The sequence below is a fragment of the Saccharibacillus sacchari DSM 19268 genome (genome assembly GCF_000585395.1).
GTDB classification, from domain to species: Bacteria; Bacillota; Bacilli; order Paenibacillales; family Paenibacillaceae; genus Saccharibacillus; species Saccharibacillus sacchari.
In genome coordinates this window covers 233,023-253,923 of the sequence record NZ_KK073875.1, presented here as the reverse complement: position 1 = coordinate 253,923, position 20,901 = coordinate 233,023, and the positions used below count along the sequence as shown (strand labels likewise).

Sequence of the window (20,901 nt, the reverse complement as noted above, 5' to 3'; positions counted from 1 at the left end):
AAAGGAGTGAGCAACCATGATTCTGGAAGCGGCAATGTTGCAGGTCAAACCAGGTCGTACCGAAGATTTCGAACGTGATTTTCGTCTTGCTTCGGCGTATATCGGCCAGATCGAAGGATACCTGAATCATGAGCTTCAACGTTGTCTGGAAGACGATCAGAAGTATCTGCTGTTGGTTCGTTGGGAGACGCTCGAAGCGCATACGGAAGGCTTTCGCGGCTCGGCGCAGTATCTGGAATGGAAAAGGTTGCTGCATGATTATTATGATCCTTTTCCGATCGTCGAGCATTTCTCGACCGTATATCCCTGATGTTCAATCCGGAAATTCAGGGTTGACAAAGATCAGGGAACAGGATTAGAATGACACAAAACTGACACATGAAAACGCAATGAACGGGATCAGTAACCGAAAGCGGTCGTCAAGAGAGCTGCGGATTTGGTGCGACGCAGTCGGCATGTTCGGTGAAACTCACCCGGAAGCGGTCAAGCCCAATGGTTCCCGCAGCCTCAAGCTGCAAAGGAATCCCAAGTTTGAACGGACTCGCCCACGTGAGAGGGCCGACGAGCGGATTTCGCTTTGTCCCAGGGACAAACGGAATCAACGAGAGTGGTACCGCGACAGCACAGCCTGTCGTCTCTTGAACCAAGAGACGACGGGCTTTTTATTTTACCCGAAGAGTCGCAAATCAACTTAATGAACAAGCGCAATGAACGGGAGTAGTAGGATCGGAAACGATGCACAGAGAGCTGCGGGTAAGTACCTTTGGCGTTAACGAGGTACCGGGTGCGACGCAGCGTTCGTTTCCCCGAACTCGCCCGGAAGCGCGGAAGCCGAGCTCCGCTTAGCATGCTTGATCCTAAGCGTAAGCGGAAGTAAGCCGACCGGTCACCCGACCGTTATCCGGGTTCAAGCGGGTCTTCGAGCAGCCTATGGGCGGATCGAAGATCAACGAGAGTGGTACCGCGGCGGCTTAAGCCCGTCGTCTCTTGATTTAGAGACGACGGGCTTTTTTTATATGTCGACAAAGGCGCGTTTTAAAACGCGTCCCAGTGGCGCAATAGAACATCAACTTACTTTCGGAGGCGATTAACGATGAAAAACGAAACAGGAATGAGACAAATCAAAATTTTCGATACGACGTTGAGAGACGGCGAACAGGCGCCTGGCGCTTCGCTGGATGTCGAACAAAAGATCAAATTAGCTCATCGGTTGGCAGCGCTCGGCGTGGACACGATCGAACCGGGATTCCCGATCTCCAGTCCCGGCGATTTTCAGGCGGTGCAGCGTATCTCGCGCGAGATTCAGGGCGTGGAGATCTGCGGGTTTGCCCGCGCGGTGAAAGCGGATATCGATTCGGCGATTCGCGCGACCCGAGACGCAGAGCGCAGACGCTTGCATATGTTCCTCTCCTCGTCGAATATTCATTTGGACTTCCAGTTGAAAAAGACGCGCGCGGAAGTGGTGAGCCTGGCTCGCGAGATGGTGTCTTACGCGAAGCAGTTTGTAGACGAAGTCGAGTTTTCCCCGATGGACGCGACGCGGACCGGTGATGAATTCCTGTTCGAAGTGTTGGAAGCCGTCATAGAAGAAGGGGCGACCATTCTGAATATTCCCGATACGGTAGGCTTTGCGCTGCCGGAAGAATACGGTGCCATGTTCACGCGGGTGATGAAGGGCGTGCGCGGAAGCGATCGCGTGGAATTCAGCGCTCATTGTCACAATGACTTGGGCATGGCCGTGGCTAACAGTCTGGCCGCGATTCAGGCAGGGGTCACGCATGTCGAAGTGACGGTTAACGGAGTAGGCGAACGTGCAGGCAACTGCTCGCTCGAAGAATTGGCGATGGCGTTGGCGACGCGCGGGGAACATTTCGGCGTGAAGACGAATATTCGCCCGGAAGAAATTTACGCGACCTCGCAAATGGTCAGCCGGATGATGGGATCGCCGATCGCGTTCAATAAGCCTATTGTCGGCCGCAATGCTTTCCAGCACGAAGCAGGCATCCATCAGGACGGATTGCTCAAAAATCGGAATACGTACGAGATCATGGACCCGGAACGTCTGGGCATTCCGCGCAGCATGATTGTATTGGGCAAGCATTCCGGACGTCATGCGCTGCGTCACCGGGTTGCGGAGTTCGGCGTAGAACTGAACAACGAGCAGTTGGAAGAGCTGTATGCCGCTTTCAAGGAAAAGGCCGATCGCCAAAAAACGGTGCATGACCACGAGTTGATGCAATTGGCGGGGCAAGCGGTGGATCGGGCGTTGGAGCCGTATGCGCTGGAGGAAATACAGATTGTGACGGGCAATGAAGCACACCGCGTGGCTTCTTGCAAAATCCGCAATAACGAGACCGGAAGTACGACGGTGTACACAGGCGGCGGAGAAGGGCCTGTTGAAGCGGCGGTCGACGCGATCCGACGCGCGATTCCGGAGCCGATCGAGTTTGCCGATCTGGAGTTGTATTCGGTATCCGCCGGAGAGACGTCTGCGGGAGAAGCAACGGTAACGGTTCGCTTGGGCGAAGCGCTGCATCGCGGCGCGGCAACAAACCGCGACATTCTCGTAGCCGCGGCCGAAGCGTATATGGCGGCCTGCAACCGAGCGGTACGCGAAGCGCGTTCTGCCGGGGCGCAGACCGTAAACGAAGCGACGATCTCATAAGAGACGAGGGGGAGTTTGCGACTAGGGCGTGTCTTAGAATAAGCTCCAGTCCATGCGCTGCGACAATCGTTCGATCAGATGCACGCCCGCGCTGCTGTTGCCTTTTGCATTCAGGGCCGGACCGACTACGCCGATGCCGAGAGCGCCGGGCACGAAGGTCAAAATACCGCCCGAGACGCCGCTTTTGGCAGGGAGTCCGGCTTTGATCGCGAACTCGCCGGAGGCGTTATACATGCCGCATGTAATCATGAACGTTTTGGCGATCTGAACATAGCGGCGGGGGATCAGGTTTTCCCCGCTGAGCGGATCGGTACCGTCTCCCGCCAGAATCAAAGCCATGCGCGCGAGATCGCGGCAGGTCGCTTCGATCGAACAATGACGGAAGTAAATGGAGAGCACTTCTTCGACGCTGCCGTTCAGCACGCCGTTTTCCACAAGGAAATACGCGATGGAACGGTTGAGGTTGCCGGTCTCGAATTCGGAACGATAGACGGCTTCGTTGACTTTGAGCGGACTGCCGCCGGATAAACGGCGGAAAAAGTCAAGAATGCGCGCTGATTTTTCTTCCGGCGTAGCGCCTTTAATCATGGACGAGATGGTGATCGCGCCTGCGTTGATCAGAGGGTTGAACGGAATGCCGGGGCGTACAAGCTCCAGTTTGAGCATGGAATTGAAGTTGTCTCCGGTCGGTTCCATGCCCACGCGTTCAAATACGGCGTCTTCGCCATTGTCTATCAATGCAAGAATGAGGGTGAATACCTTCGAGATGCTTTGCAGCGTAAAGCTCATGCCGCAGTCTCCGGCAGAAGCGGAATCGCCTTGGATATCGAGCAAGTGAATGCCCAGAGCGGTATGGGAGGCTTTGGATAGTTCGGGGATATAGGAAGCCACTTCTCCGGAGGCGGCTTCTTTTCGGCTTTCCTCAAGCCATTGGGGCAGGAATTGTCGGACTTCCTCCAAGCGTGCTTCTTTATTTGTCATGGCATAGCCTCCTTATCGTTCTGATCTGTTTTTCATCATACATCATTTGCTTTTTCATAAACACCTAACATCTAATGTCTGCTTGACTGCCAGATACGCAAGCAGTTACAATATTACATACGGTTTCGTAAAACAATGTTCTCCTGAATCATACCAAAACGTTCGGAAAAGCGAGGTTCGCGGCTGCGAACGACTCGCGAGAACGATATGCGAAAAGCGACAATCGGCCCGTTCCTCCGTGAACGGGCTTTATAGGGAGTGGAGATAATGGAGAGACTTCTCGAAGTCAAAGATTTGGCGATTTCATTCAGAACCCGCGCCGGCGAAGTTCAGGCGATCCGTGGCGTTAACTTCCATTTGGACAAGGGTGAGACACTGGCAATCGTAGGCGAATCCGGCTCGGGCAAGAGCGTAACTTCGCAGGCGATCATGAAGCTTGTACCTGAACCGCAAGGTCAGTACAAGCGCGGACAAATCTTGTTCGAAGGCCAGGATTTGGTTAAGAAAACACAAAACCAAATGCAAAAAATGCGCGGCAAAGAAATCGGCATGATCTTTCAGGACCCGATGACCTCGCTGAACCCGACGATGAAAGTGGGCAAGCAGATCACGGAAGTTCTGTTCACGCACGAAAAAATTTCTGCGGCCGATGCTCGCGCGCGCGGTCTGGAATTGCTGCAATTGGTCGGCATTCCGAACCATGAAAAGCGTTTCAACCAATACCCGCACGAATTCTCCGGCGGCATGCGTCAGCGCGTCGTGATCGCGATGGCATTGGCTGCCAACCCTAAGCTGCTGATTGCCGACGAACCGACAACGGCGCTCGACGTAACGATTCAGGCTCAAATTCTTGAATTGATGAAGGATCTGCAAGCGAAGATCGGAACTTCGATCATCTTCATTACCCATGACCTTGGCGTCGTGGCGAAGATGGCCGACCGTGTCGCGGTTATGTATGCCGGCCAAATCGTCGAAATGGGAACGGCTGCCGAGATCTTCTACGATCCGCGCCACCCGTACACATGGGGATTGCTTTCCTCGATGCCTGCGCTGGACAGCAACGGCGAAGAGAAGTTGACGGCGATTCCGGGCACGCCTCCGGATCTGCTGCACCCTCCGGTCGGCGACGCGTTCGCCCTCCGCAGCAACTATGCGATGAAGATCGACTTCGAGAAGGAACCTCCGATGTTCAAGGTCTCCGACACCCACTTCGTGAAGTCTTGGCTGCTGCACCCCGACGCTCCTTCGGTGACGCCGCCGGAAGCGGTACAGCGTCGTCAGCGCAAGCTGGATAACGCTTACGAGACTCCGGTGTTGGTAGAGGCCTAAGCAGCCAATATCGCTGCATAAGAAATATCGTTAGATCAAGAAATCAAGTAAAAGGGATGATACCGATCATGATCGGTATCATCCCTTTTTGTATTGACGCGATTAAAGTGTTGAAGCCGAAACGGAGTGTTTTTGCGTACACGCCCTAAGAAAAATGGAGCAGCTAAGTAAAGCACTGTGCATTAATGCACGGCGGTGCCTATCCGCCGGGCCGGGCGTTCGCGGAACTTGAAGTAATAAAGCAGCGAAGCCGTCACATACAGCGCGCCCGTAATGCTGAACGTAATCGCGTACCCCCAATAATTGCCGTACGTCGTGACCAAAAACGACTGTACCGGTCCCATGCTCGCCCAACCGAGCATAAACGCGGTCTGGGTCAGCGAATTGGCGATGCTGCGCTTGTTGTCCGGAATCCGATCGACCATGACGGCGGACTGGATCGGATTGGCCGCGTTCATTAGCGCTTGGCGGAACAAGAATGCAATCGAGGCAACCAGCGCAATATTGGTGAATCCGGTCGTCAGCAGGAACGGCAGCGATAAGAGTTGGAAAATAACGACGGCGCGTACAGGCCCCACCTTTTTGGATAACGACGGGCCGATTAGCATGGACACGATGGTCATGATTTGCCCCAATGAGATTAACAGGCTCATCATGGAGATCGAGACGCCGAAGCGGTTCGTGAAATACAGATTCAGGTAAGGGACGACGAGTCCCGAACCGAGGCCGATCGGAAGCTGCGCCAATACGAACCAGAAGATGATGCGCGAACTTCCGTCGGGCGCTTTTTTTCCCGACGTATCGGCTTTGGCCTGTTCGGCGTTCGGCTGCGATTGCTGCGTTTCGGAAATCTTCGCGGTCTCCGGCTGTGTGCGCTGCTCGCGGATAAACAACATCGGCACGAAGGCGGCAAGCGTCGCGATTCCGCCGACGAACAGCGTGAAGCGCAGGCTGAGCACATGATCGATTCCGGAATGCTGAAGGGTGTCCGCAAGCACGCCGCCGCCCATGCTGCCCAGTACCTGAGCGGCAAGCATCAACGAGGAGTAGGCGCTGAACAAGGCGAGACGCTGCGACTTTTTGACGCTTTCGGCCAAAAAAGGAATCGCTAGCACTTGGAAAAAGGCCGCGAACACGCCGGAACAGACAGCCAGAACCAACAGCAGCGGCTCGGCCTCGGCGAATGCGCGCAGCGCGAACACGATCCCGCTGAATAAGGCGCCGATGACCAGCAGCGTTTTACGACTGAGCCGATCCCCGAACAACCCGATCGGGATGAAAATGCAGGCCGTCGCAAGCGACTGAATACTTACGACACGGCCGTTCATGGCGTCATTATACCCGATGCCTTGAATATAAAGATTGTAAAGTACCGAAAACATCCCGCCGCCGATCTGATACAGCAAGTTAGCGAGAAAAAACAGTTTGACGTTGCGCGGCCATCTGGCGATACCGGCCGTCATGCGCCTGAACGATTGCAATTGCGGACCTCCTTTTTAAACATAACTTCTCTATTCTACCAGTTTGGAAAGAAGTTCGAAAGGAAATGCGTCAGTTCAAAACCGCTGTGCCGCATAGGGGGGTTTTTGTTGCTGCTCTTGCCGGTTAGAAATTCACCTTCGCTATCGTATATACTTGAAAAAGAAAAGCAAAAAAGAAGCCAGCCTAATAGTAACGGAGAGGATGAGAAGAGAATGGCTTTGAGCGAAGAGAATCGTAAATACCTTGAGCGGGTGATCGAGGAAAATGATTTTGGCCACGCGTCCGAATACTTGCAACGAACGGCCAAGCAGACGATCAAGATGTCATGCGCGGGAGAAGAAACGTATAAGGCAATCGGAAATTCAAGAGCGGCCGGCGAGCCGGATCTGCCTAAGAATACCGATTGGCCGCTCGACTCTTCCGGCACGCCGATGACTTTCATTTTGCAGCTGAATTTGAGCGAACTTGCAGGACTGGATCCGGAACATCGACTGCCTGCGGAAGGGATGCTGTTCTTTTTCGCAGGGGATTATGATTCGGTCGTGGAGCACAAAGTCTTGCACGCGTCCTCCGCGGAGATGACGGGGGCGGTACGCAAAAGCGCTCCGGCCCCGACCGTACATGAACGGGAAGACGGCACTTATCTCTCGCACCGGCTGAACGCGCGCGCCGCGATCGACCTGCCGGGGTATGCTTACGCGGACAACGACGAAATCGAAGACGAAGACCACGAATGGGACGAATACGAGGAATTGGGTTTTGCGTTAGAAGGAGACAAACCGTTCACGACCGTTCGAATGTTCGGTTACGCCGAAGGTCAGCACGGAGACGACGAGTATATGGCCGCGCTGGAGCTGTTCGGGTGCGAATCGACGTATTATCCGAACGAAGCCATCGAGCGATTGACCAAAGCGTTCGGAGGCGATCGGGAACGGGCGGAACGCGAAGTCGCGGATATCGTCATGCTGGCGGAGATCGATTCGGATCAAGACATCGGCTTCCAATGGGGAGATTCGGGCGTGCTGCATTACTTTATTCGCAAAGAGGATTTGTTGAACGGCAACTTTGAGCGTACGACCTGTTCTTTTTATTCAAGCTGATAGGTTGTCCCCTTGCACTAAGCCTTATCTATCGATTACGGGAGGGATGCGGATATGACGGATGAACGAAACCGTTTGGACGAGAACGGGGAAGAGGCGGAGTTGGATCGGCAAACGGAGGAAATGCTTGCCGCCGATCAGGATTTTGGCTTCGCTCGCGTCTATACGATCGAATTGAAGTATAAAGAAAAGCCGAAATTTTCGCGTAAAAGGCTGTATGAAAAGATGACGCTGTACACGGGAGAACTTCAGCAGCCGGAGGAGCAGAAATCGGGTTCGAGCTTGGCCGTCTGGGAGCCGTCGGAAGAGTCGGAAACGGACATGCTGCATTTTTTCCATCTGAATTATCTGGTTAGTTTTGCCGATGGGGATATGCCGGCGCAAACCTCGTTAATGCCGACAAACCATCGCCCCGCTTCCGAATACGAAACGGCGGTGCAGCAGGCTTGGCATTGGCCGGACGCGGGCGCCATACTGGAGGAGTGCGGGCATTCGCTATTTTTGACCGATATGATGGCTTCCGGCCTTGAGCCGAAAGATCGTCTTCGTCTGATTACCGGAACGCTGCGCGCGGTGCTGGAAACGGCTCCGTGCGACGCGGTTTATTTCCGGGAAAGCGACAAGCTGTTGGAACCCGGCGATTACCTGACGGCGATCGAAGCGGGAGCGATTTTGTACGGGGCGATGAACGTGCGTTTTTTCAATGTGCAGGGTACGGGCAGCGAACAGGAAGAAATGTTGATGGATACGGTAGGGTTGACGGCGCTCGGCGTGCCCGACGTGCAGTGTCACTACTTTGATCTTGAGCCGGGCGAAGTCGCGCAATACTTGACCAATCTGGGCTATTATTTGTTCGATCGCGGCGATGTGATTCAGGACGGCGAGACGTTCGGACCGACGGAAGACGTGCGTTGGCGCTGCGAGCATCAGTATGCGCTGGCAGGCCCGCACCGGCTCGTGGTGGACGTTGATCCGGGACAGCCGCATTATGCGGGAAAACAAACGGCAGCGCTTGCGGATAAACCTCAAAAATAGGGATCAAATGATATGTAAAAATTTAAATAAAATTTTACAAAATTGTGTCGGGTTTGTGTGGATATGCATCTGGCTGTATACTGATTGAGACAGCTACGATGATATACCTTCCGATGCGATGAGCGGCGGCGGATGTTGGCTGATCGCATACAGGAGTGTGACGAATGCGCAAAATTAAAGTGGTTACAGATTCGACCGTTGATTTGAGCGGAGCCGTATTGGAAGAACATGGAGTGGAGATGGTTCCGCTATCGTTCACTATCGATGGACAAATGTATACGGATCGAGTGGATATTACGCCCGAGACTTTTATTCAGAAAATGATTCATGCCAATGAACTTCCGAAAAGCTCGCAGCCGGCAGTCGGGGCATTTGTCGAGCTGTATGATCGTTTGGGCGCGGAAGGTTATGATGTTCTTTCGATTCATATGACAGGCGGCATGAGCGGAACCGTACGTTCTGCGGCGATGGCCGCGGATATGACAGACACGAATGTGACGGTAGTCGATTCCAAATATATTACCAGAGCGCTGGGATTCCAGGTGCTTGAAGCGGCTCAGATGGCGGCGGAAGGTCGAAGCATGGACGAGATCGTCGCGCGTCTGGACGAGATTCGTGCAGCAACGCGGCTGTATGTCGTGGTCGATACCTTGGAGAATCTCGTAAAAGGCGGCCGGATCGGTCGGGGCAAAGCCTTGATCGGATCGTTGCTGCATATCAAGCCGATCGGAACGTTGAATGACGGCGTGTATACGCCTGTCATGAATGCGCGCAGTCATGCTCAGGTCGTGAAGCATCTGGCTAAACAATTTGCGGACGATGTGAAAGGCAGCACGGTCAAAGGCGTGGGTTTGGTTCATGCGGAAGGCTGCAAGCTGGCGGAGAACCTGAAGGAAAAAATCGCCGAACTGACGGGGTATTCGAATATCGAGATCGATTATACGGGGCCGGTGATCAGCACGCATACGGGACCGGGGGCAATAGGTTTTACCTACTATTTCGAGTAACGATAAAGGCGGGTTGGCTGCCTCGCCTGGGTAGATCCTGTTCGTTTAAAGGAAGGGCTTGGCTGCGCGGCGGAGGAATCCCGATTGCAAAGGCGAACACTTAAGCATATGCTCCCGAAGTGACTTTCTCCGAAAGTCTTACCTGCACTGGATTCCCCTCTGCTTCGCAAACCCTTGCCAAAAACGAAAAGGATCTGGCTGAACAGCCAAAAACCGTTCCTCAAAAGGGAACGGTTTTTGTGTTAGAGAGAATAAATCCTATTTCATTAGAACTTCGATTCCATAAAAGTAACGGTGATCAATCGAGCGAAAAACACTCAACGATCATCTCCTTACTTAAACGCTTTTCAAATAATGCACGAGCGTCAGCAGGCCTTTGTCGAAGTTCTCCAGGTTGAAGTGTTCGTTAGGGGCGTGCAGGTTTTCGTCGGGAAGACCGAAGCCCATTAGGACAACCGGGGCTTCCAGGACGCGGGAGAAGGCTTCGATGATCGGGATGGAGCCGCCGTCTTTGGTGAACAGCGCGCGCGTGCCGTATACGGCTTCGTAAGCATCGGCTGCTTTTTGCAGGAACGGATGCGTCGGGTCGATGTTGAACGCGAATGCTTTTTCTCCCGGTACGAGCGTCAGCTTGGCGCCGACCGGAGTGCGGGCGTGCAGGTGACGTTCGATTTTGTTCAGGATATCCTGCGGATCTTGATTGGCAACCAGGCGGCAGGTGATTTTCGCGTGGGCTTCTTTCGGAATCACGGTCTTCGTGCCCTCGCCCTGGAAGCCGCCGTAGACGCCGTTCAGCTCAAGCGTCGGACGCACGCCGGTGCGTTCGAGGAAGGAGTAGCCTTCTTCGCCGAACAAAGCTTCGAGACCGAGATCGTTCCGCAGTTTTTCTTCGTCATATTGCATTTTGACCAGTTCGCCGCGTAGTTCGTCGGTCAGCGGCAGAACGTCGTCGTAGAAACCTTCGACCAGCACTCGGCCCGTTTTTTCGTCGTGCAGCGAGTTCAGCAGGCTCACGATGGCGTGCAAGGCGTTCGGAACGCCGCCGCCGAACGAGCCGGAGTGCAAGTCGGTATTCGCGGTGTTCAAAGCGATTTCGAGCGAGCACAATCCGCGCAGGCCGGTGCTGATCGCAGGTTTGCCGCGTTCGAGCAGGGAAGTATCGGAGATCACCACGGCATCGGCCGCGAGGGCAGCCGCATTGGCGTCCAGGAATTCCACCAGGTTCGGACTGGATACTTCTTCTTCGCCTTCGATGCACAGCTTCACGTTGACCGGAAGTTTGCCTTCTTGCGCGAGGATCGCTTCAAGCGCCTTCACGTGCAGGAAGACTTGACCTTTATCGTCCGTTGCGCCGCGAGCGTAAAGCTTGCCTTCGCGTTCGTTCGGTTCGAATGGAGGGGTATCCCACAGATTGAGTGGGTCGACAGGCTGAACGTCGTAATGGCCGTAGATCAGCAGCGTAGGCGCGCCTTCCGCATGCAGGTGATCGGCCGTCAGGATCGGGTGTCCTGCCGTTTCGTGCAGCGTTACGTTCTCAAGGCCAGCACGCACTAAAGCGTCTTTCAGCCACTCCGCAGCACGGAGTACGTCTTCTTTGTGCGCAGACAGTGCGGAGATGCTTGGAATGGACAGCCATTCTTTCAGCTCGCCGAGGTGTTTGTCGCGGTTCTGTTCGAAATAAGTCTGGTAGTTGTTCATCGGGTAAAAATAGGCCTCCTTGTACAATCGTCTCGGGGCTTATTGTACTACAAAAAAACGCATGCCGGAAAGGCATGCGTCATTTGCGTGTCGGAAAAAGGTTCCGTCGACGATGGACATTCGCCAACCGGACACTTATTCGTGCAGCGAAAAGTTAATCGTACCGACCATCGTTCCGCTGCGAGCGAAGGTCAATTCATAGATCCCCGGTTCCCAGTCCGCATTTTCCAGATCCATGCGCAGTTGCTTCGTCGTTCCGTCTTCTTCGACTTCCGTCTTCTGAATGACTTGACCGCTGCTTTCGGAGATGACAGACAAAATCGCGGTATGGTCCAGCGTTACGCCGTCATCAGGATAATCAGCAATCACGTAGATCGGCTTGGTCCGGCTAAAAGATGTCGCGTTATCTGTTACACCCGTCTCGTCTGCATTCAACGTTTGGCCCATTTGCAGGTTAAACGGATTCTCCTGCGGCGTTGCCCGAGCGTACACCAGGAAAATAACCAGCGCCAAAATCGCAAGAACCGCTACACTTCCGCCTATAATCGCGAGCGTTTGATTCCGTTTCCTATTCATCTATTTGGTTCCCTCCCGGAGTTTCGTTCCGCTATCCAGTATACGCTAAAAAATAAACTCCCCGCAAAAAAAAGTGAAAAACATAACACACTTTACATTTAAATGTGACAATCTTTCTTCAATTTTAAGAATTTATTTTCTCCATGATAAAAAGCCCGTTGCACAACGGGCTGCGTCTGTCGTTAACGTCACTTCGGCGAGAGAAACGAGAAGACTCCGAGAGAAATTCGTTCAAAATGCTGTCTCACTTGGAAAACTGGAATAAAATTCGAGTAGAGATTTTCCAAGTTCAAAGGCATTTTTCACTGAATTTCTCTCTCCGTCTTCTCGTTTCCAGCTACGTTGTGCTTTTAAAACATGCTTAAGGCCCGTTAAATAACGGGCCGGATTCTGGCAAATGTGCTTTATGAGTGGAGCCTAGCGGAGGGGAAGATTCAGAGACAGCGACTTGAACGAATCTTCACCGCAGCGCCTCCTTCATAACCCGTACTTTTTACAGAAACGTAAAGATATTTCGGCTATCCGATTTGGCGGCGACTTCTTCTGCGAAGCAGATATACCTGATCGCGCAACGCCAAATGAAATTGAATACTATGCATTAACTCCGGATTATCCTCCCGTTCGACTTCTCGGATGCGTTGCTCTTTGACGGGGTCCGGACTGAGTAAAAACTCGGTCATCCACAAAGAATGATTTGATCTGCCTGTCATAACGGTCCCTCCTCGAAATTTGGGGTGAGGTGCGGTAAGTCTTGTTTCTATTATACGCCTCCCGCAGAAAAAAAGATGAGTCCCGGATTAAATTTTATCGTCCGCTTTTCATGTTCCTTTAATCTGCGGAGGGAGCGGATTCCCCGTCATGGAGCACACGGTTTAACGCTTCGATCGAGATCGCGGAAAAGCGTCCGTTAGCTGATCCGGCAAAGATCGCGCGGCCGTCGCCGCTAAGGAAATTGTTGCGCATCAGGCCGGCATTCGACTCGTTATACAGCGTCGATACGCCGTCGATTCGTCGAAGCAGCACGCCGGTCCGGGCGTCGATCGCCAAGAGATCGGGTCCGTAAGGCAAGAGCAGGTTGTCCTCGAACTTCAGAAAGCTTCCGGCCGGGATTGAGCCGCGAAGATTTCCCAATGCAAATTCTGCCGTCTCTGTTTTCCAGAGAGGTTGTCCGTCTTCGATCGATAGTGCTGCAGGAATGCCATTCCAGAGCACGAATATCCGATCTTGATCCAGCAGCGGCCGATCTGCCCAGCCGGGAATGCTCCACAGCTCGCGCTCCGACTTCACATCGTATAACGCCGTTTCAAATAGCGAGCCGGATAAATAGGTGGAGGAGTTGAGTGACCGACGAATTAGTAAATAATCGTCGCCTAATCCATCAACCTGTTCATTTTCCAAAATTGGATACTGTCCGGTAATTTCGCCTGTAGAAGCGTTCAAGCGCACACGTTCTTTACCCAAAGCTACCCAGCGTAGGCTCTGATCGGTATGGAACGGACTTTCAAGCTGACCGCTGAATTGTTGAGGAGCGGATTGCGGATCAATCACGGTATCTTCGTCGGCTTTCAGACTCCAGACGGCTTGACCGCTGCTCGGATCAAGCGCTTGAATCCAGCGACCTTGCCGAATCAGGACATACGGATCATTGGAGCCCTGATTCAATACTTGATAGGGGTCGGCAAATTCTTTCGTCCAACGGACAGAACCGGAATGTTGGGACATGACCGTAAGCAAGCCTTTTTCCGTTTGGTTCGGCTGAACAGCCAAGATAACGGAGGTGTCAGCTGCAAACAAAGGAACGGTTGCTTCCGGATCCGTCCCGCCGACTTCGCGGCTCCAACGTACCGCGCCATCGCGGAGACGAATACTGCGCAGCATCGGCTTGTCATCCTTTTCCGGATCAGAACCCGTGAACAGCAAAACGGATCGTTCATCGCGGCTAATTAGGGTATGGATCGAGCCTCTTCCCGCATCGCGCCTCCATAGCGGTTTGCCCGTGGAGCGATCGACCGCGTAGATGCCGCTTTGCAGATGACCCCCGCTCACATAACCATCGTCTTCTTGCACCACCAGTACCTTTTCCGAAGCGGCCAGCAGGTATTGAGCATCGAGCTTAGACTCGGTCTGCCACAGCAGTTCCGGCGAGGCGGAGGCTACAGGGGGCAATGTTCGAAAATCATAGCGGAACGCATAAGGCGGCTGATTGGAATTCACGCCTGCCTGAGCGGCTTCGGAGGTCGGCAGAATCCAGTTCCAGCCCAGCAGCTTGCCGTCTACGGCGAAAGAGAGGGTTAGCTGGGCGTCGCTGCGTTCATACCTCCATTTCTCGCCTCGCTTCCTTTCACTGTCTGCCGTTTGGCTTTCCGAATGAGGCAACGGCGTACGGGAGTACGGTTCGCCGAGCAGTTCCAGCGTTTCTTTTTGCGTCGTGCCGATCTGAAGCGCGGTCTCCGTCAGGCTGCGAATCATGGCCGTCGGCACGGTCGAGTCGGCGGATAAAAGTCCGGATATCGGTTTTTGCGTACTTTGAATCTGAGTTTTTTCTACCCAGAGCAGTGCCGGACGAACAACTGAACCGTTGGCATATCCAGGCTCGGCCGGTAACGTGATTCCATACCAATCCCCATATTGAACGGCTGATATCGCACCGGATGCCGCATATTCGGCAGGCCATATGATTTCGCTGTCAGGAGAGAGATGCAAGGAAGCTTCCGGCTTGAGATGAAGAATGATCGGTTCAATGCTCTCCGTGTCCGCAGATTGCTTATCCGTATACCAGATCGGTACATAGACCTGCTCGCCAAAAGACGTTTGGATCTGGAGCAGCTCGCCGGATGTGTTCGTGACCTGCAAGGTCGATCCGGTCTCACCGTAATAGCTGACTCCGAGCGAACTGCGTTCTTGAGCATTGGGAACGGCTTTGAAATAAGGAGCCGGAATTTGGAGCGTTGTCTTCGACTCAGTTCCGTTTTCGCTTTGCTGCTGCGTTACTGTTGCGGCATAGGCGGGAGTCATCGTTGCAGGTAAAAGGAGAAGAGGTACGCATAATACTAGAGCAAAACGTTTTGCAGGCATGACGACAAGTTTCGCTGTCCGCTGGTTTTGTTTATTTTTAAATGCCGCATGATGCGACTTGTTGGATTGTAGATATGTCATTATGACCTCCTGATTGCACGGGAATTCGAACCGCACCGTTGTCTTTATACTTTAACTCTTTTTACGGTGCTTCCTCTCTTAATTAGACCGATTTTGTTCATTTAGACGCTGAAACGGGCAAAAAAGTTCACGAGTTCGCGCAAAAATCAGGAGGGGAAGCGTCGTATGCTGCGAATTCGTCCTTTGTGCAAGGGGCGTAGTATAATGGAACAATCATAACGAAGAGGAAGTCATTCATCGAAATACTTCCGCACTGGGGGGAGAGCCAATGAATAATCCGAATAAACCGCGCTCGCTCCTTCCCTCAAGACAGACGGTGGACGGTTTGCATGTGCAGCTCACCGGAACGCCCAACTCTGCATATCCTCCCGTTGTTTTTGAACATGGCTGCGGCGTTTCTTCGGAAGTCTGGGCACTGGTTTGTCCAGAACTTGCGAATCTAACCCAGACACTGGTGTATGATCGAGCCGGATATGGATTCAGCGAGCCGGGGGTATTGCCGCGCACAAGCGATCGCTGCGTGGAAGATTTGCGCAAAGTCGTGGAACGTTTGAACCTTGCACGCCCATTCATTCTGGTGGGTCATTCGCTAGGCGGATTTTATGCAAGACTCTATGCAGAGCGGTATCCGGAAGATGTAGCGGCTCTAGTGCTGATCGATGCTTCGCACGAGGACGAAATCCGGGGGATTTTCCCTATTCCGCATTTGAAAAGACAAAAATTAAGCGTTCGTTTATACGGATTCGCCAAGTGGGTCGCCCGAATCGGCGTGCTGCCTTGGTTGGCGCAACGTCACTGGATTCCCGGCTTCGGCAAGTTTGTCGCAAAGCTGCCGCAAGCATCCCGGGATGCGATGTGGGAGCGGGTGTTCAGCGCAAACAGCATGGAAGCTGCCGAAAGCGAGTACGACTGTTTTGTCGGCGAGACCGGAAGCGTTCCGCATTCGCGCTTTGCCCGTCTTCCGCTCGCCGTCGTCAAAGCAGGCGTGTATTTGCCCGGAAGAACGCGAAAAGCGACCTTGCGTCAGCAAGTCGAACGTACCCTGTATGATACCGCGGTCAAAATGCAGCATCTGTCCGAGGCCGGTCGCCTGATCGAAGCGGGCGGCAGCGGCCATCATGTACAGGTGGACAAGCCCGGCACGGTGATCGGCATCGTCAAGCGATTGTTGGAACAAACGCGCGTCTCGATCTAGGGCATGCGCGGCCTAGCTTATTCAATCTAACTTACTCAATTTGGGAGGAAACGATGATGAAGAGTATGCCTTTGAACGCAAGAGGAATTCCCGCTAGCCGACTGGTGCTGGGCTGCATGCCGTTCGGCGGGGAGTGGGATCATTCCCCGCTGACGGAAGAACGCGTCAAGCTGTCGGAAGCAGCGGTAGAGGCCGCCTTGTCGATCGGCATCAACATGTTCGATCATGCGGACATCTACACGCGCGGCAAATCGGAGGAGGCTTTCGGTCGCATTTTAAAAGCAAGACCGGGGCTGCGCGACGAGATCGTGCTGCAATCCAAATGCGGAATCGGTCTGGAAGGCGACGGCCTGCCGTCTTTGTTCGATTTTTCGCGGGATCATATTCTGGAATCGGTCGACGGGTCGCTCAAGCGTCTGGGCACGGATTATCTCGATATCTTGCTGCTGCACCGCCCCGATCCGTTGATGGAACCGGAAGAGATCGCCGAGGCATTCGCCAAGCTGAAGGCTTCCGGTAAAGTGCGTTACTTCGGCGTATCCAATATGAGCGTCGCTCAAATCCGGTTTATCGAAAGCGAGCTGACCGATCGGCTGATCGTCAATCAATTGGAAATGGGGCTCGGCCGGCTGGATTTTGTGGAAGAGACCGTGCGCGTCAACCAAACCCGGGGAACGCAGGTTCATTTCTCGGATGGATTGATGGAGTACAGCCGCTCGGAAAACGTGCAGCTTCAGGCTTGGGGACCTCTGGCGCAAGGTAAGTTTACGGGGCGCGATGTGAGCGGTGAGCCGGAACACGTGCAAAAAACAGCGAAGCTGGTTACGCAAATGGCGGAAGATAGATGCACTACTCGCGAAGCGATCGTGCTGGCCTGGCTGATGAAGCATCCTGCGCAGATTCAGCCTGTGATCGGCACGATGAACCCCGAGCGAATCCAAGCCTGCCGGGACGCCCAGCGCGAAGCAGATCGGATGAGCCGGGAAGACTGGTATCGACTGTACATGACGGCGCGGGGATAGGAAGACTGCTTTTTTGCGCCGAGGTAGGAGGACCTTGTGAATCAACTGAAATCAATGCAATATCCATGGAAACTTTATATGTGGCTTGTGCTGTTGCTTCTGACGGTTATCGACTTGGCCGTGCTGCTCGATATTCGAAACGGGGCAGGAGGAAGGCCGTACCGGTTCATGCTATGGAACTTTTTCTTGGCTTGGATTCCTGTAGCGGCGGCTGCCGGATTGGATGGGCTGTCTTTACTGCGAAAAGGGGCCGCGCGCACGGTACTGCTGGGCTTGGGCGGGTTAACTTGGCTATTTTTCCTTCCTAACGCTACGTATCTATTGACCGATCTGCTGCATGTGTTCCGTATTTACTCGTTTGATCCGCAGGATCGGTATTGGGGGGACATCGGATTTTGGCGCCATCTGCTTCCTATGCTGCTCGCTTCCATGCTGGGACTGTTGATCGCTTGCGCGGCGCTGCATTCGGTGCATCGCTTGGTTGAACGCGCTTTCGGCTGGGTGAACGGAATGGTGTTTGCTTGTGCGGTTCTGTTGCTCTCAAGCTTCGGCGTGTATATGGGACGATTCGTGCGCTGGAACAGTTGGGACGTAATCGGGAATCCGCTCATGCTGGTGAAGGACATGAGAGACTTGTTCAGCGACCCGGAATGGGTGCGGCATCTGATCTTATTCGGAGGCGGTATCCTGGCTTTGCAAGCGGGCATGTACGCGGTCTTGTATCTGTTTGCAAAAATGAATCCGGGGGAAAAAGAGCATGAATCTTGAACGCGCGAAGCCGCAGCTTGTATTTGACGTAGGCGGCGTGTTGGCGGAGAATCTGGATGATTTCTGGAGCGGCATGGCTCAGGCAGGCGGAATCGAAAAGGCCGATCTGCGCGCGCGTTACAAAGCGGAGATCGGTGCCGCATTATGGCGCGGTTCCGTGACGGAAGAAAATTTTTGGCTATGGTTGGGCGAAGCTTGTCCGGCCGTAAAGGCTTCGGAAGCCCGGGCGCTGTTGGACAAGGTGCTGCTGCCGCTTCCGGCGCTTGGCTTGTTGAAAGATTGGAGCGAACGGGCGGATATTCATATTCTCAGCAACCATGTAGCGGGATGGATTTTGCCTCTTTTTGCAGGGATCGAGGATTGTCTAAGCAGTATCGTCGTCTCCAGCGAAGTCGGATACGAGAAGCCCGATCCCCGATTGTTTGCATGGGCAGCGACAAAATTGAAAAGCTCCGATGTCTGTTTCGTCGACGATAAGGAGTCTAATCTTGAGGTGGCGCGGAACTTAGGCTGGGATACCGTTCTTGCGGACCCGGAAGGACATTGGATTCAGGAGATTGAGCATCGGCTGAATCGGTAAGTTGTGTCAGCGGAGAACCTTTCAGTCTGCCCAAACTTTTCGCATGACGGAGCGCTCTAATGTAAAACGGGCGTATATCGCCAGTGTTTTGCGGAAGGAGAATTGAAGATGTGGAATTTCATTTTGGGCGTTGCGGCAATAACCATGGGATTACGGTTTTTGTATGGAACCATTAGCCGGGGAAGATCGATTGTAACGGTGAAGATCTTGGGGATGCAAGTTCCGATTCGGGTTATTCAAGTTGCGATGTCGTTGTTTGTAATCGGTTTAGGCGTATACATGCTGCTGCGTTGAAGCAAGGTTCGACCGCGGCGGCAGTCTTACATACGGAATGCGGATCACAAATTCAGAGAGCGGGGCGGATCGAATGGGGCAGCAGCCGGAAGTGTTGATTCAGGGCGGAAATACGACGTTGGGGACATCGGGCAAAGCGAAGGTCATACTGGAGTGGACGGCATCGCCGTCTCCGATTGACGCAAGCTGTTTTATGTTGGGCCCGAGCGGAACCGTATCTTCGGACGCGCATTTCATTTTCTACAATCAGCCCCGAAGTCCTCTGGGAGACGTCGAATTGACGGCAAGCAGCGAACGGGCATCGGTTTTCGAAGTCGATTTGGCGGCTCTTAAAGCAGGGCATGTCGAAAAATTCGTGTTCGCTGCCGTCTTGGACGGATCGGGAACTTTTGGAGACGTGCAAGGATTCTCTGTAAAGGTAGAATGCGCCGGGCGAACAATAACCTGTCCTTTTGCGGGAACGGATAAAGAAGCGGCTCTTGTGCTGGCGGAGATTTATCTGTATAAAGAATCAGTAAAGCTTCGCGCGGTCGGAAAAGGTTTCGACGGCGGACTGGGTCCGCTGGCGAAGTCGTTCGGCGTCGATGTCGAGGGTGATTCGGAGCAAAATGAGCGGGCTGATGATCCATCTGCCGTAGCTCCTGCTGCATCATCGACGGTGGAAGAAACGCCTGAACAGCCTCTCGGGCGCATCGACTTGCTTAAGAAGAAGGTCGCGATTTCGCTCGAGAAGAAGCAGATTGCTCGCCAAAAAGCGAAAGTGGCGGTTGTGTTCGATGCTTCGGGTTCAATGAATAAGCTGTACAAAAACGGTACGGTGCAGCGGGCGTTTGAACGTATTCTGGCGATCGCGGCGAACATGGATGACGACGGTACGCTGGACGTGTGGATGTTTGCGCTGGAATTCGTGCGCGCGGCGCCGGCTCATGTGAGCGATTATGAAGGATATGTCAATCGCGTGTATCCGTTTAAAGGAGCGGGAGGACGCAATAATGAACCTGCCGTCATGCAAGACGTCATTCAAAAGTTCACGGTCGAAGATTCCGATCCTTCGATTCCGGTTTACGTCGTCTTTTTCAGCGACGGAGGCGTCGCCGAAACGAAAAAAATCTCCCGGTTGCTGATCGAAAGTTCGCTGCATCCGATCTTCTGGCAGTTTGTCGGACTCGGCGAAGCCAATTACGGGGTGCTGCGCAAACTGGACGATCTGCCGGGACGAATGGTAGATAACGCCGGATTTTTCGCGCTGGACGATATCGATACGGTCGGCGACGAAGAACTTTATGATCGGCTATTCGAAGAATTTCCGGATTGGCTGAGGGAAGTTAAGGCCAAAAACATATTAAGAGAGTAATCCTGATTTGGGTATCGGGGTGGATGGAGGACGCGATATGAATATCAAAGAGTGGGTTGAAGCCGCGCAGCGCGGCGAAGTAACGGAGGATGATGTACAGCAGGCATTATGGTTGTTGTCGAATACGCCGCTGCTATACGATACGGGAGAGACGGTTGCGGTCGAGGATTATATGCGCGGGCTGGAGCGCCAACCGTCCGCGGCGGAAACGGAAGCCTACGGCGAATTGTTCGACTTGGCAGTCGCGTTGTCCCGCCGTTATGCCGAAGCGGAGGCCTACGACCGGATGCAGGACGTCCTTAGTTTGCAGTTCGATCTGTGGGCACGCGGCGTGCTTCGATTGGAGGATTGGATCGCTTGGCTGCAAGGAGCCGTTCAAGGACGAATCGATCTGCCCGTGTACGATTTCGACGAAGTGTTAGGCAGCGCACCGGAAGAATTCATGATTCAGGATTTCCATGACGAACTCAATTTCCGATTGGAAGATGCGCCTGAAGATGAGTGGGCGTTGTCGCATCTTGACGAATTGTACCGCAAGGTCGGCGTGACCGGAAAAGCATAAAATTGCGGATAAGGGTTGACGCTACTGGGTAAAGTGTATATGATGGGACACAACGAGAGACGAGCCGATAACGGCTTGTCTCTCGTTTTATTTTGTT

Annotated in this window: 19 protein-coding genes and 1 other annotated feature; of the genes, 13 read left to right on the top strand and 6 right to left on the bottom strand. The window is 53.5% G+C overall.

The features are described from left to right. The first annotated feature begins 16 nt into the window (after positions 1 to 16). Positions 17 to 310, top strand: coding sequence for an antibiotic biosynthesis monooxygenase family protein (locus SACSAC_RS01120; RefSeq protein ID WP_037282613.1), 294 nt, complete (start codon positions 17 to 19; stop codon positions 308 to 310). 70 nt (positions 311 to 380) lie between these two features. Then, positions 381 to 642, top strand: a binding site (T-box leader). 469 nt (positions 643 to 1,111) lie between these two features. Beyond that, positions 1,112 to 2,665 (top strand): 2-isopropylmalate synthase, encoded by a 1,554-nt coding sequence (locus tag SACSAC_RS01115; protein WP_037291727.1) that lies wholly within the window; start codon positions 1,112 to 1,114, stop codon positions 2,663 to 2,665. A gap of 33 nt (positions 2,666 to 2,698) precedes the next feature. Here the strand turns inward: SACSAC_RS01115 and glsA are convergent, their stop codons facing one another. Beyond that, entirely contained in the window at positions 2,699 to 3,646 is a 948-nt protein-coding gene (gene glsA / locus SACSAC_RS01110) for a glutaminase A (RefSeq protein WP_037282611.1), read from the bottom strand. 267 nt (positions 3,647 to 3,913) lie between these two features. On the opposite strand from glsA, the gene SACSAC_RS01105 reads away from it, so the two are divergent. Next, positions 3,914 to 4,975 (top strand): ABC transporter ATP-binding protein, encoded by a 1,062-nt coding sequence (locus SACSAC_RS01105; protein WP_037282608.1) that lies wholly within the window; start codon positions 3,914 to 3,916, stop codon positions 4,973 to 4,975. A gap of 182 nt (positions 4,976 to 5,157) precedes the next feature. Here the strand turns inward: SACSAC_RS01105 and SACSAC_RS01100 are convergent, their stop codons facing one another. After that, entirely contained in the window at positions 5,158 to 6,456 is a 1,299-nt protein-coding gene (locus SACSAC_RS01100; protein WP_425414787.1) for an MFS transporter, read from the bottom strand. Positions 6,457 to 6,669: 213 nt separating this feature from the next. Between SACSAC_RS01100 and SACSAC_RS01095 the strand changes: the two genes are divergently transcribed. The 3 genes from SACSAC_RS01095 to SACSAC_RS01085 all read left to right on the top strand — a co-directional run bounded on the left by SACSAC_RS01095 (position 6,670) and on the right by SACSAC_RS01085 (position 9,599). Beyond that, complete coding sequence (locus SACSAC_RS01095) at positions 6,670 to 7,557, top strand: YwqG family protein (RefSeq protein WP_037282606.1); 888 nt, start codon at positions 6,670 to 6,672, stop codon at positions 7,555 to 7,557. Positions 7,558 to 7,611: 54 nt separating this feature from the next. Further along, complete coding sequence (locus SACSAC_RS01090) at positions 7,612 to 8,592, top strand: DUF4261 domain-containing protein (protein ID WP_037282604.1); 981 nt, start codon at positions 7,612 to 7,614, stop codon at positions 8,590 to 8,592. Between the two features lie 164 nt (positions 8,593 to 8,756). Next, positions 8,757 to 9,599: a DegV family protein gene (locus SACSAC_RS01085; protein ID WP_037282601.1), complete on the top strand. Its 843-nt coding sequence runs from the start codon at positions 8,757 to 8,759 to the stop codon at positions 9,597 to 9,599. Between the two features lie 336 nt (positions 9,600 to 9,935). Here the strand turns inward: SACSAC_RS01085 and SACSAC_RS01080 are convergent, their stop codons facing one another. The 4 genes from SACSAC_RS01080 to SACSAC_RS01065 form a co-directional block, all read right to left on the bottom strand. Next, a complete protein-coding gene (locus SACSAC_RS01080) occupies positions 9,936 to 11,297 on the bottom strand; it encodes a dipeptidase (protein WP_037282598.1) in 1,362 nt (453 codons plus the stop codon). Positions 11,298 to 11,432: 135 nt separating this feature from the next. Continuing rightward, the gene (locus SACSAC_RS01075) at positions 11,433 to 11,873 is read right to left on the bottom strand and encodes a hypothetical protein (protein WP_037282596.1); all 441 of its coding nucleotides are present in this window, start codon (positions 11,871 to 11,873) and stop codon (positions 11,433 to 11,435) included. A 518-nt stretch (positions 11,874 to 12,391) separates the two neighbouring features. Continuing rightward, positions 12,392 to 12,583: a hypothetical protein gene (locus SACSAC_RS01070; protein WP_037282592.1), complete on the bottom strand. Its 192-nt coding sequence runs from the start codon at positions 12,581 to 12,583 to the stop codon at positions 12,392 to 12,394. Between the two features lie 118 nt (positions 12,584 to 12,701). Further along, positions 12,702 to 15,029 carry an outer membrane protein assembly factor BamB family protein gene (locus SACSAC_RS01065; protein ID WP_037282590.1) on the bottom strand — a complete coding sequence of 776 codons (2,328 nt, stop codon included), beginning with the start codon at positions 15,027 to 15,029 and terminating at the stop codon, positions 12,702 to 12,704. Between the two features lie 268 nt (positions 15,030 to 15,297). On the opposite strand from SACSAC_RS01065, the gene SACSAC_RS26655 reads away from it, so the two are divergent. The 7 genes from SACSAC_RS26655 (at position 15,298) to SACSAC_RS01030 (ending at position 20,804) form a co-directional block, all read left to right on the top strand. Then, positions 15,298 to 16,224 carry an alpha/beta fold hydrolase gene (locus tag SACSAC_RS26655; protein ID WP_051506767.1) on the top strand — a complete coding sequence of 309 codons (927 nt, stop codon included), beginning with the start codon at positions 15,298 to 15,300 and terminating at the stop codon, positions 16,222 to 16,224. A gap of 56 nt (positions 16,225 to 16,280) precedes the next feature. Beyond that, entirely contained in the window at positions 16,281 to 17,246 is a 966-nt protein-coding gene (locus SACSAC_RS01055) for an aldo/keto reductase (protein WP_084777858.1), read from the top strand. A gap of 36 nt (positions 17,247 to 17,282) precedes the next feature. Next, the gene (locus tag SACSAC_RS01050) at positions 17,283 to 18,014 is read left to right on the top strand and encodes a DUF1361 domain-containing protein (RefSeq protein ID WP_084777857.1); all 732 of its coding nucleotides are present in this window, start codon (positions 17,283 to 17,285) and stop codon (positions 18,012 to 18,014) included. Next, positions 18,004 to 18,594 (top strand): HAD family hydrolase, encoded by a 591-nt coding sequence (locus SACSAC_RS01045; RefSeq protein ID WP_037282586.1) that lies wholly within the window; start codon positions 18,004 to 18,006, stop codon positions 18,592 to 18,594. The genes SACSAC_RS01050 and SACSAC_RS01045 overlap by 11 nt, the downstream gene beginning before the upstream one ends. 108 nt (positions 18,595 to 18,702) lie before the next feature. Then, positions 18,703 to 18,888, top strand: a complete 186-nt coding sequence (locus tag SACSAC_RS01040; protein ID WP_037282585.1) for a hypothetical protein — start codon at positions 18,703 to 18,705, stop codon at positions 18,886 to 18,888. Positions 18,889 to 18,961: 73 nt separating this feature from the next. Then, positions 18,962 to 20,242 carry a VWA domain-containing protein gene (locus SACSAC_RS01035; RefSeq protein ID WP_037282583.1) on the top strand — a complete coding sequence of 427 codons (1,281 nt, stop codon included), beginning with the start codon at positions 18,962 to 18,964 and terminating at the stop codon, positions 20,240 to 20,242. A gap of 37 nt (positions 20,243 to 20,279) precedes the next feature. Further along, positions 20,280 to 20,804 carry a hypothetical protein gene (locus tag SACSAC_RS01030; RefSeq protein ID WP_037282581.1) on the top strand — a complete coding sequence of 175 codons (525 nt, stop codon included), beginning with the start codon at positions 20,280 to 20,282 and terminating at the stop codon, positions 20,802 to 20,804. The last annotated feature ends 97 nt before the right edge of the window (positions 20,805 to 20,901 follow it).